The organism is Nonomuraea rubra (genome assembly GCF_014207985.1).
Classification (GTDB): domain Bacteria; phylum Actinomycetota; class Actinomycetes; order Streptosporangiales; family Streptosporangiaceae; genus Nonomuraea; species Nonomuraea rubra.
In genome coordinates this window covers 3,894,839-3,906,238 of record NZ_JACHMI010000001.1, presented here as the reverse complement: position 1 = coordinate 3,906,238, position 11,400 = coordinate 3,894,839, and the positions used below count along the sequence as shown (strand labels likewise).

Sequence of the window (11,400 nt, the reverse complement as noted above, 5' to 3'; positions counted from 1 at the left end):
TCGGTTCCGACCGGCCTTCCGCCGTTTCCACCTCTCATCTCTCGTAGGCCCGCCAGGCCTGGGCGAGCCCCGCGATCGCCTGGTCGAGCAGGCCGGGCGGCAGGGCGAAGCTGAGGCGCAGCCGGTCGCGGTGGCGGCCGTCCGGGGAGAACAGGGAGCCCGGCGCGACCGCCACGCCGTGCTCGCGGGCCACGACCGCGAACCGGTCGGTGTCGGTGCCGGGCAGCCGCGCCCACACCGACAGCCCGCCCGCCGGGCGCTCCCACGTCCACTCGGGCAGGTACGCCGACAGCGCCGTCAGGAAGTGCTCCCTGCGGCGGGCCAGCTCGGCCAGCCAGGGCCGCACGGGGTTGCGTTCGAGCAGGCCGGTGGCCAGCCGCTGGGCGACCGCGCTGGTCGCCAGGTCGGCGTCCACCTTGGCCTCGGTGAGGCGCGCCAGCAGCGGCTCCGGTGCCGTCAGCCAGCCCACCCGCAGCCCGCCCCACAACACCTTCGACAGGGACCCGACCGTCACCGTCCCGTACGGATGCACCCGGGCCAGCGGCTCGGGCGGCGGCGTGCCGTCGTACACGAGGGCCGCCAGCGCCCGGTCCTCCACCACGGTGACCTCGGCGTCCCTGGCCAGCTCGGCGACGTGCCGCAGCGGCGGGACGGCGCCGGTCGGGTTGTCGACGCCGGCCACGTACACGGCGGCGGGGCGGTGGCGGGCCAGCGCCTCCTCCACGGCGGCGGGCGTGCCGAGGTCGGCGGCCACCACGTGCGCCCCCGCCCGCCGGAACACGCTCAGCGCGCCCCCGTAGGCCGGGTCCCCCACCAGGACGCGGTCGCCGGGCCGCAGCAGCACGCGGGCGGCCAGGTCGATGCCCTGCTGGGCGCCCGCCGTGACCAGGACGCCCGCCGGGCCGGCGCCCTCGCCGCCCGCCAGCACGGCCCGCAGCCGGGGGTCGCCCATCGCGTCGTAGCCGTGCCCGCTGGGCGCCCGCAGCAGGTCCGCCGGGTCGGCCGGGGGCAGGACGAGGTGGGACGGGTCGGGGACCACGGAGGTGGACAGGTCCGCGCGTACGGCCCCCGCTTGCAGGAGGCCGCCGAACGAGGGCGTGCCGAGCACGTACGTGCCGCTGCCGTGCCGCCGCTCGCACAATCCCTCCTCGCACAGGGTGTTGAACGCCGCCGCCACCGTCCCCCTGCTGACCCCGACCGCCTGGGCCAGGTCGCGTTCGGACGGCAGGCGGGTGCCGGGGCTGATGAGGCCGGTCTGGGCGAGGTCGGCGAGCGCGCCGGCCAGCCGGCGGCTGGGCGGGCCCTGGTGGAGCCTGAGGCGGTCGCGGACGAGCGTGACGAGGGTGTCTTCCCTTCCCATAGCCACCATTATCCCGCTACTGTGCCACTCACCGCGCAATTGGCCCATTCTATGCCGTCGAGGCGGGCCACTGGAGGAAGGAGTGCGGGTGGAGGAGGCCAAGTTCATCTGGATGGACGGGGAGCTCGTGCCGTGGGGCGAGGCCCGGGTGCACGTGCTGTCGCACGCCCTGCACTACGGCACGGCCGTCCTCGAGGGCACCAGGGCGTTCGAGACGCGGGAGGGGCCCGCCGTGTTCCGGCTGGACGACCACCTGCGGCGGCTGGTGGCCAGCGCGCGGATCATCGGGCTGGCGATGCCGTACACGCTGGACGAGCTGCGCGAGGCCACGCTGCGGACGGTCGCCGCCAACGGCCGCCCGTCCTGCTACATCCGCCACCTCGCGCATCGCGGCTACGGCGAGATGGGCATCGCGGCGCGCGGCTGCCCGACCACCGTGTCCATCGCCACCTGGGAGTGGGGTGCGCTGCTCGGCTCCGGCGTCCGGCTGATGACCAGCTCCTGGCGGCGCAACGACCACACGGTCGTGCCCACGGCCGCCAAGGCCACCGGCCCCTACCTGAACTCCGTCCTGGCCAAGCAGGAGGCGCTCGACGCCGGCTACGACGAGGCCGTGCTGCTGAACCCGGCCGGCTACGTCAGCGAGTGCACCGGGGCGAACCTCTTCGTCGTCCGCGACGGGGTGCTCGCCACGCCGCCCGACAGCGCGGGCGCGCTGGCGGGGCTCACCCAGGACACCGTGGAGCGGCTGGCCGGCGACCTCGGCGTGCCCGCGGTCAGGCGCGAGCTGATGCGTTCGGACCTCTACACCGCCGACGAGGTCTTCCTGTGCGGTACGGCCGCCGGCGTCGTGCACGTGTCCTCGGTCGACCGCCGGGAGCTCGGCGCCGGGCCGGGACCGGTGACGGCCAGGCTGGCGGACGCGTACGACGCCGTCGTGCACGGCAGGGACGAGCGCTACCGCCACTGGCTCACCCCGGTGGCCTCCTGAGACGCGCCGATCGGCCCGTACGATCGCCGTCCGGCAGGCCGAAGACGGCTTCCGGCACCTCTGGCGCATGAGAGGGTAGTCGCGTCTGGTGGCGCCGGAACATGACCTAGCACTACCTAGCTCGGCCGTGCCACAGAACGCTGCGATCACGGGAGGTCATCGGGGTGAGGCGCGCGCTGGTCGTGCTGGCCGTGCTGGTCGGTCAGGTGATGTTCGGTCATGTCCTGTTCGCCGGCCCCGCCAGGGCGGGGTCCGAGCCGGCCCGGGTGGCGCTCATCGGAGTGCCGGGGCTGCACTGGAACGACCTGACCCCGGCCGACACCCCCAACCTGTGGGCCCTGGCCGGGTCCAGCGCGATCGGCTCGCTGTCCGTCCGCACGGTCGGCAACGTGACCTGCCCCTACGACGGCTGGCTCACCGTGTCGGCGGGCACCAGGTCGGCCTCCGGCTACGCGTGCGGCGCGCCGCCCAGGCCCGAGCCGCGGGGCGAGGGCGCCGTCATCCCCGGCTACCGCTACCTCATCGACGTGGCCGGCCAGCGCACGGCGGGCACGCTGGGCGAGTCGCTGAAGGCGGCCGGGCAGTGCTCGATCGCGATCGGGCCCGGCGCGGCGCTGGCGCTGGCGGACCAGCAGGGCGCGGTGGGTCACTACCGCGCCTCGCCCCTCCAGGTGGGGACGGCCGACCTGGAGCAGTGCCGGATGGTCGCGATGGACGTGGACGACCTCGTCCAGCCGTACCTGGCGGGCGAGCCCGGCCGGCTGCCCAAGGTGCCCGACAAGCTCGGCCCCGCCGAACGGCGCGAGGCGCTGCGGCTGGCCGACACCAAGGCGGGCGCGCTGCTGTCGGTGCTGCCCGCGGGCACGACGGTGCTGCTGGCGGGCCTGTCGGACCACGGCTCCGTGCCGCACCTGCGGGTGGCCGCGCTGCGCGAGCCCGGCGCCGAGGGCCGGCTGCTGGGCGCGGCCTCCACGCGCAGGGACGACATCTCGATCCTGACCGACCTGACCGCCACGGTGCTGAACAAGCTGGGCGTGGCCGTGCCGGCCACGGTCGTGGGCGTGCCGCTGCGGGTGGGCGAGCCGGGCGCGACGGTCGAACGGCTGCGCAGCGCCGACGCCACCGCGCAGACCATGCGCTCGGCGAAGGCCGCCTACTTCACGGCCCTGGCGGTGTTCCAGGTCCTGTTCTACGTCCTGGCCTTCCTGCTGCTGCGCCGCCGCAGGAGCCTGCCCTGGGTACGACGCGCCGCCGTGGCGCTCGCGGCCCTGCCCGTCACCTCGTTCCTGGTCAACCTCCTGCCGTGGGACTCCCACCTGGAGCTGTTCGGCGGCATGGCGGCGTGGTGGGTGACGATCACCGTGCTGGCGCTGGCGGGGCCGTGGCGGCGCAGGCCGCTGGGCCCGCTGGCCGTGGTCGCCGCGATCACCGCGCTCACGCTCGTCGGCGACCTGCTCACCGGCACCACGCTGCAGCTCAACAGCTTCATGGGCTACAGCGCCGAGCAGGGGGCCCGCTACTTCGGGCTGGGCAACATCCCGTTCGCGCTGCTGGCGACCGGCACGCTGCTGGCCACCACGGTGATCGCGCACCGGTGGCCCGGCAAGGTGGGCGTGGGCGCGATCGTGCTGCTGGGGGCGTTCGCGATGGTGCTGGGCGGGTCCGGGATGGGCAGCGACTTCGGCGGCGTGATCGCGTTCGTGCCGGGCATCGCGGTGACCGCGCTGATCCTGTCGGGCAAGCGCGTCTCGCTGGTGAAGCTGGGCGCGTTCTGCGTGGCCGGAGGCGTGATCGTGATGGGATTCGCGTGGCTCAACTACCTGCGGCCCCCGGAGGAGCAGTCGCACCTGGGCAGGTTCGTCGGGCAGGTGCTGACCGGCGAGGCCGTGGACGTCATCTGGCGCAAGTTCCTGGCCATGGTGTCCACCCTGGCCAACCCCAACCTGATGCCGATCGTGATCGCCGCCGTGGCGTTCCTCGTGTACGCGATCCTGCGGCCCGAGCAGGCGTCGGCGGGAGTGGTGCCCGCGGCGTTCGAGCACTCCCCCGCGCTGCGGGCCGGGCTGATCGGCACGCTCGTCAGCGGCGTCGTAGGGATGCTGGTCAACGACTCGGGCGCGGCCGTGCTGTCGATGGCCCTGGCGCTGGCCGTGCCGCTGCTGCTGGCCACCGGCATCGGCGCGCTGCGCCGCGACGGCGAGTCAGTCCCAGGCGTCGGCGAGCAGCTGGCGGGTGTCGCGAAGTAGCTGCGGCAGCACCTTCGTCCGGGCGACGACCGGCATGAAGTTGGTGTCGCCGCCCCACCGGGGCACCACGTGCTGGTGCAGGTGGGCGGCGATGCCCGCGCCCGCGACGTGGCCGAGGTTCATGCCGACGTTGAAGCCCTGCGCGCCGCTGGCCTTGCGCAGCGCCCGCAGCGACCGCTGCGTGAACGCGCCCAGCTCGGCCACCTCGGCCTCGTCGAGCTCGTCGTAGTCGGACACGTGGCGATAGGGCACGACCATCAGGTGGCCCGAGTTGTACGGGTACAGGTTGAGCACGGCGTAGACCGTCTCCCCCCGCTTCACGATCAGGCCGTCCTCGTCGCTCATCTTGGGGATGGCGTCGAACGGGCAGCCGTCGCCGGGGCCCGTGCCGGTCGGCTTGTTCTCGCCCTTGATGTAGGCCATGCGATGCGGGGTCCACAGCCGCTCGAAGTTGTCGGGGGACCCGGCCCCTGCCTGATCGTGCATAACTAGCAGCATAGGACCCCGGACAAAGGGGGTGCTCTTCCGGCACAATCCTGAGCACCCGCCTACAGGAGGCCGCGATGAGTGAAGCCTTAGCCGAGCAGTCCGAATCGTCCGCCGAGGAGCCCACCCCCTCGCCGCCGTCGTACATCGAGGCGCCCACCGCCGGAGCGGTGGTGAAGGGCCGGATCAAGGTCGCCGACGAGGTGGTCGAGAAGGTCGCCGCGCTGGCCGCGCTGGAGGTGGCCGGGGTCGCCGACCTGGGCGGCGACCTGGCGCGGGCCTTCGAGTCCGTACGCGACCGCATCGGCATCGGCTCGCGCCGCGGCAACCAGGGCGTCAGCGCGCAGATCCAGGACCGCCAGGTGGCGGTGAGCCTGACGATCGTGGTCGAGTACGGCCACGTCGTCATGGACGTCGCCTCCGAGGTCAAGACGAACGTGGCCAGGACCGTCAGCCGGATGCTCGGCATGCGCGTCATGGAGGTGAACGTCACCGTGGACGACGTCCGGCTCCCCGGCGAGGGCCGGGCCGCGGCCCGGGGCCCCGCCGAGGACCTCGACGAGGAGGGGGAGCCGGGCTGAGGCTCAGCCCACCCTGGTCATGTTCGACTCGTAGCCGCCGCCTCCGGGGTACACCCAGGCCCCGGTGACGGTCGCCCCGTCGGCGCTGAACGTGCCGCGGTAGTAGGCCCCCGAATCCTTCTTGTGCGCCCAGATCGTCAGGATGTCGCCTTCGAGCTCGTACACGTAGGCCAGGGTGCTGCCGTCGCTGTCGAAGTACCAGGAGTGCACGTCCTCGCTGGGCGCCTCGGCCCCGTACGGGCGCTTCCTGCCGATGAACTCCGTGCCCTTGACCGTGCCGCCCTCCTGCGTGAGGTCCACGTCCTGGATAAGGAAGTGGCCGCCCTCCATCCAGCGGTAGGTGACGGTGCCCGAGCCGGCGCCGGTGACCTTCCAGGTGCCGACGAGGCGGTCCAGGGCCTTGAGCTTGGGGTCGTTGTGCTCGGTCATCGCGCAATTCCTCTCTAGTGAGTGGGTCGTACGGCCATATGACGGCGGCGCGGCGGGAAAGGAATCGGTCCGGGCGGAAAATCTCCTCTCAGAGTTCGCGGGGCAGGCCGAAGGCGGCGTGCAGCTCGGCGCCGAACGTGGTGATCTCGGCGATCAGGCCGTCCTCGACGCGGAGCACGTCGAGGTTGACGGCGGTGTAGCGGGCCTCGCCGGGGCGGCGGACGTAGTTGGCGACGGCCGGCTGCCGGTTGGCGCTCGTGGCCAGCGCCTTCCACTCGCCCCACGCCTCGGGGCCGATCATGACGGGCCGCCACATGTCGAGGATGGCCGCCCGGCCGTCGAACACCTGGGAGTCCGGCGGCATCGTCTGCCGGGCGTCCTCGCGCAGCAGCTCGGCCAGGGCCGACAGGTCGCCCTCCACGGACGCCTCCATGTAGCGGCGCAGGACGGCCCGCTCCTGCTCGTTCGGCGCCGTGGCGGGGCCCCACTGCGAGCGCCGGGCGGGCAGGTGCATGCGCAGCGTGGCGCGGGCCCGCTGCAGCGCGCTCTTGACGGCCGCCACGCTCAGTTCCAGCGCCTGCGAGGTCTCCTCGGCCGACCAGCCGGCCACGTCCCGCAGGATCAGCACCGCCCGCTGGCGCGGCGGCAGGTGCTGGATCGCGGCCAGGTAGGCCAGCTCGATCGTCTCCCGCTCCACCGCCACCGCGTCCGGCGTGCCCTCCCCCGGCGCGGCCAGGTCGAGCAGCCGGTCCGGGTACGGCTGCAGCCACGGCACCTCCGCGAACGGCGATCGGGACTCGCCGCCCACGCCCACCGTGATCTCGCGGGAGCGCGCGGGCCCGGACAGCAGGTCCAGGCAGGCGTTGGTGGCGATGCGGTAGAGCCAGGCCCGCAGCGTGGAGCGGCCCTCGAACGTCTCCCGCCGCCGCCAGGCCCGCATCATGGTCTCCTGGACCATGTCGTCGGCGTCGGTGTAGGAGCCCAGCATCCGGTAGCAGTGCACCCGCAGCTCGTGCCGGTGCCCCTCGACCAGCTCCCCGAACGCGGCCTGCCCGCCCTCCCTGACGGCCGCAACGGCCTCGCTCTCGTCGCCCACGTTGCCTCCCTGGCCCACGTGCCGCCCTCTCCCGGCGCAAGCGTCGCACGAGCACCCGCCCGCCGTGAAGTACGCGGGCGAGGCGGGCATCGACACCCCGCATTTTCCACCGCCAATTCTACAAAAGCGGATATAACGGAAGTAACTACTTATTTATGGAAATTGAGCACATCCAGGAAAAGCTTCTGCGCCGGGCCGGGAGAGCTTGCTAGGGTTTCGTCCCCTGCGGATGATCCTTCCCGCAGGAGCAGGTCGGGCGCGCCGGACGGGCGCCTCGGCCCACCCCTCAAAACGAAAGGCATTTCCCATGCAAAAGTCGTGGATCGTCGCTGTCTTACTGTGCTTCTTCCTCGGCGTGATCGGCGTGCACCGCTTCTACGTAGGGAAGGTGGGGACGGGCATCCTCATGATCGTCACCCTTGGCGGCTTCGGCCTCTGGGTGCTGATCGACTTCATCATGATCCTCATCGGGAAGTTCTCCGACAAGCAGGGTCAGCCGCTGGCCAAGTAGGCGGCGAACGGAAAGCGGGCCGTGCCATCAGGCACGGCCCGCTCCCGCTTGATCGATGCTCAGACCTGGACGCGGCGCTCCACGGCGCTGACGATCTCGCCGATCGCCTCCTCCACGGGCACGCCGTTCTTCTGCTCGCCGCTGCGGTAGCGGAAGGACACCGCGCCGTTGGCGATGTCGTCGTCGCCGGCCAGCAGCATGAAGGGCACCTTGGCCTTCTGCGCGTTGCGGATCTTCTTCTGCATCCGGTCGTCGGCCGTGTCGACCTCGACGCGGATCCCGGCGGCGCGCAGCCTCTTGGCGACGTCCTGCAGGTAGGGCACGTGGGCCTCGGCGATCGGGATGCCCACCACCTGCACCGGGGCCAGCCAGGGCGGGAAGGCGCCGGCGTAGTGCTCGGTGAGCACGCCGAGGAACCGCTCGACGGAGCCGAACAGCGCCCGGTGGATCATGACCGGGGTCTGCCGCGAGCCGTCGGCCGCCTGGTATTCGAGGCCGAACCGCTTGGGCTGGTTGAGGTCGAGCTGGATGGTGGACAGCTGCCAGGTGCGCCCGATGGCGTCCTTGGCCTGCACCGAGATCTTGGGGCCGTAGAAGGCCGCGCCGCCCGGGTCGTCCTTGAGCGTCAGGCCGGACTCGGTGGCGACCTGGCGCAGCGCGTCGGTCGCCTCCTCCCATTCGGCGGGGTCGCCGATGAACTTCTCGGAGTCGTCGCGGGTGGACAGCTCCAGGTAGAAGTCCTCCAGGCCGAAGTCACGCAGCACGCTCAGCACGAACCGCAGCAGCGACTTGATCTCGTCGGCCATCTGCTCGCGGGCGGCGTAGATGTGCGCGTCGTCCTGCGTCATGCCGCGCACCCGGGTGAGGCCGTGCACCACGCCGGACTTCTCGTAGCGGTAGACCGAGCCGAACTCGCACAGCCGCAGCGGCAGCTCGCGGTAGGAACGCCCGCGCGCCCGGTAGATCAGGTTGTGCATCGGGCAGTTCATCGGCTTGACGCGGTACTCGATGCCCTCCAGCTCGAAGGGCGGGAACATGTCCTCGGCGTACCACGGCAGGTGGCCGGAGGTCTCGAAGAGCGAGCTCTTGGTGAGGTGCGGCGTGTTGACGAACTCGTAGCCCGCCTCGGCCTGCCGCCTGCGCATGTAGTCTTCCATCTCCTTGCGGATGATCCCGCCCTTGGGATGGAAGATCGGCAGGCCGCTGCCCAGCTCCGGCGGGAAGCTGAACAGGTCGAGCTCGGCGCCCAGCTTGCGGTGGTCGCGCTTCTCGGCCTCTTCGAGCAGCTTGAGGTACTCGTCCTGCTTGTCGCGGGACTCCCACGCGGTGCCGTAGATGCGCTGGAGCTGCGGGTTCTTCTCGCTGCCGCGCCAGTAGGCGCCGCCGGAGCGCATCAGCTTGAAGGCGGGGATGGACCGGGTGGAGGGCACGTGCGGGCCCCGGCACAGGTCCTTCCAGCACAGCTCGCCGGTCTTGGCGTCGAGGTTGTCGTAGATGGTGAGCTGGCCGGCCCCCACCTCGACGCTCTCCTCGTCGGCGGCGCCGCCCTTGAGCCCGATCAGCTCCAGCTTGTACGGCTCCGCCGCCAGCTCCTCGCGTGCCTCGTCGTCGCCGACCGGGCGGCGGGAGAAGAGCTGCCCCTGCTTGACGATCTCGCGCATGCGCTTCTCGATGCGCTTGAGGTCATCGGGGTGGAACGCCTGCGGGACGTCGAAGTCGTAGTAGAACCCGTTCTCGACGGGCGGCCCGATGCCCAGCTTGGCCTCGGGGAACAGCTCCTGCACCGCCTGCGCCATGACGTGCGCGGTGGAGTGCCTGACGATCGCCCGGCCCTCCTCGCTGGAGATCTCGATCGGCTCGACGACGTCGCCGCCGGCCACCTGGTGGGCCAGGTCGCGGGCCTCGCCGTTGACCCTGGCGGCGATGACGGTGCGGCCGTCGGCCTCCAGCGCCTCCCCGGCCGTCGTGCCGGCCGCGACCACACGCTCGGCTCCGGCGAGGGTGATGCGTAGCTCGGCTGACACGGTGAACTCCTAGAGGGTCGCGCTCGATGCCCGGCACCGAGGCAGGTTCGACGGTAGTCACCGATGCTATCGCGGGTGAAACCCCAGCTTTGTCAGCTCCTGCCGGGTGCCGTGGAAGACGTTGCGGTCGATGGGGCTGTTGGCGTACTGGTGGATGGTCCAGTCGCGCCAGGGCCCGGGCACTGGCGGGTTGCCGCGCGGGCTCTCCGGGCTGGCGATCCAGAGGGGGTGTTCGGCCAGCCCCGCGCAGTGCCCGCCACGCGCGAACGCCTGGAAGGTGTAGATGAACGGCCGCACCCCGCAGTGCCGCTCGACGTGGTGGCACCAGCGGCGGGCGTACCTGGCGACCTGCTCGGGGCGCAGGCCGTCGTTGGTCTCGAGGTCGAGCGCGATCAGGTCGCCGCGGCGCAGCCCGCCCGCCGACCTGATCACGCCCAGGAAGTGCCGTGCCTGCTCGATGGGGTCGCCCTTGGGCCTGCCGAAGTGGTAGGCGCCGCAGACGATCCAGCTCTCGCGCATGCCGTTCCAGTTACGCGCGAACCACTTGTCGGTCCAGTCGCCGCCCTCGGTCGCCTTGGCGAAGGCGAAGGCCACCCCCGCCTCCGCATGGCCGGCCCAGTCGACGGTGCCCTGCCAGTTCGACACATCGATGCCTTGTAGCACGCGCTTCACCTTGCCGGATTTTATGGGGATGTACGCGGATCAGCCCTTCGCCGCGCCGATCAGCAGGCTCCTCGTGCGTTCCCGGTTGGCGAACATCGAGCCCACGAAGTCGGTCACCCCCGCCTGCTTGAGCTCCTCGAGCCTGGCCAGGACGGTGTCCTCGTCGCCGACGATCGCCGCGTCGCCGGGCCCCGCGGCCCCTTCCCTGTCGAGCATGGCACGGTAGGAGGGGAGCTGCCCGTAGATCTTGAAGATCTCGTTGGCGCGCTCGACGGCCGCGGCGGGGTCGTCGGTGACGCTGATGGGCAGCGCGCAGACGATCCTGGGCCGCTCGCGGCCCGCCTCGGCCGCGGCGGCCTGGATGGTGGGCGCGATGTGCTCGGCGACCGTCTTCGGCCCCGTCATCCAGAGCACGGTGCCGTCGGCCACGGTGCCCGCGAGCCTGAGCATGCGCGGGCCGAGCGCCGCGATCAGCACGGGGAAGCCCGCGCCCGGGGTGGTGAGCCGCACGCTGGCCTTGAGCGTCTCGCCCTGGTAGTCGACCTGCTCGCCGCGGGAGGCGGGGATCAGGATGTCGAGGTACTCCTTCATGTGCCGGCCGGGACGCTCGAAGCTGTAGCCGAACATGTTCTCGATGACCATCTTGTGCGACAGGCCGATGCCCAGGGCGAACCGGCCGCCGAGCGCGGCGTTGGCGGTCATGGCCTGCTGGGCCAGCACGGCCGGGTGGCGCGGGTAGGTGGGCACGACGGCGGTGCCCAGCTCGATGGGCGGCGCCTGGACGCCGGCCGCGGTCAGGGCGGTGATGGCGTCGAGGCCGAAGATGTTGGAGAGCCAGGCGGAGGAGAAGCCGTCCTCCACCGCCTGGGCGATCTGGTCGCGCAGACCGCCGATCGCGTCGGCTCCCTGAGGTTCGGCGAGGAAATATCCGTAGCGCATGAGAACAGAACTCCGTTCTGGTGACTGACGCGAATGTATCTCCCCACGCCGCCATGCGGTCACCCGCCCGGCCG

General features: G+C 71.9%; 11 protein-coding genes. 4 read left to right on the top strand and 7 right to left on the bottom strand.

The window, feature by feature from the left end; translation table 11 throughout:
• Positions 1-34: 34 nt before the first annotated feature.
• Positions 35-1,360: an aminotransferase-like domain-containing protein gene (locus HD593_RS17865; protein WP_185103225.1), complete on the bottom strand. Its 1,326-nt coding sequence runs from the start codon at positions 1,358-1,360 to the stop codon at positions 35-37.
• A gap of 88 nt (positions 1,361-1,448) precedes the next feature.
• Between HD593_RS17865 and HD593_RS17860 the strand changes: the two genes are divergently transcribed.
• Positions 1,449-2,351: a branched-chain amino acid transaminase gene (locus HD593_RS17860; RefSeq protein WP_312903529.1), complete on the top strand. Its 903-nt coding sequence runs from the start codon at positions 1,449-1,451 to the stop codon at positions 2,349-2,351.
• A 164-nt stretch (positions 2,352-2,515) separates the two neighbouring features.
• Positions 2,516-4,597, top strand: a complete 2,082-nt coding sequence (locus tag HD593_RS17855; protein WP_312903528.1) for a hypothetical protein — start codon at positions 2,516-2,518, stop codon at positions 4,595-4,597.
• On the opposite strand, the gene HD593_RS17850 is transcribed toward HD593_RS17855, so the two are convergent.
• Positions 4,553-5,083, bottom strand: a complete 531-nt coding sequence (locus HD593_RS17850; RefSeq protein WP_246546586.1) for an HIT family protein — start codon at positions 5,081-5,083, stop codon at positions 4,553-4,555. The genes HD593_RS17855 and HD593_RS17850 overlap by 45 nt on opposite strands.
• 77 nt (positions 5,084-5,160) lie before the next feature.
• Between HD593_RS17850 and HD593_RS17845 the strand changes: the two genes are divergently transcribed.
• Positions 5,161-5,664 (top strand): Asp23/Gls24 family envelope stress response protein, encoded by a 504-nt coding sequence (locus tag HD593_RS17845; RefSeq protein WP_185103222.1) that lies wholly within the window; start codon positions 5,161-5,163, stop codon positions 5,662-5,664.
• Positions 5,665-5,667: 3 nt separating this feature from the next.
• Here HD593_RS17845 and HD593_RS17840 read toward each other — a convergent pair whose 3' ends face one another.
• Positions 5,668-6,093, bottom strand: a complete 426-nt coding sequence (locus HD593_RS17840; protein WP_185103221.1) for a hypothetical protein — start codon at positions 6,091-6,093, stop codon at positions 5,668-5,670.
• Positions 6,094-6,181: 88 nt separating this feature from the next.
• Positions 6,182-7,189 carry an RNA polymerase subunit sigma-70 gene (locus HD593_RS17835; RefSeq protein ID WP_312903527.1) on the bottom strand — a complete coding sequence of 336 codons (1,008 nt, stop codon included), beginning with the start codon at positions 7,187-7,189 and terminating at the stop codon, positions 6,182-6,184.
• 307 nt (positions 7,190-7,496) lie between these two features.
• Between HD593_RS17835 and HD593_RS17830 the strand changes: the two genes are divergently transcribed.
• The gene (locus HD593_RS17830; protein WP_185103220.1) at positions 7,497-7,700 is read left to right on the top strand and encodes a TM2 domain-containing protein; all 204 of its coding nucleotides are present in this window, start codon (positions 7,497-7,499) and stop codon (positions 7,698-7,700) included.
• A gap of 59 nt (positions 7,701-7,759) precedes the next feature.
• Here HD593_RS17830 and thrS read toward each other — a convergent pair whose 3' ends face one another.
• From thrS to HD593_RS17815, 3 genes are all read right to left on the bottom strand, one after another.
• Positions 7,760-9,724 (bottom strand): threonine--tRNA ligase, encoded by a 1,965-nt coding sequence (gene thrS, locus HD593_RS17825; protein WP_185103219.1) that lies wholly within the window; start codon positions 9,722-9,724, stop codon positions 7,760-7,762.
• Between the two features lie 66 nt (positions 9,725-9,790).
• Positions 9,791-10,387 (bottom strand): glycoside hydrolase family 25 protein, encoded by a 597-nt coding sequence (locus HD593_RS17820; protein ID WP_185103218.1) that lies wholly within the window; start codon positions 10,385-10,387, stop codon positions 9,791-9,793.
• A gap of 39 nt (positions 10,388-10,426) precedes the next feature.
• Entirely contained in the window at positions 10,427-11,326 is a 900-nt protein-coding gene (locus tag HD593_RS17815; protein ID WP_185103217.1) for a TIGR03564 family F420-dependent LLM class oxidoreductase, read from the bottom strand.
• Positions 11,327-11,400 lie beyond the last annotated feature (74 nt).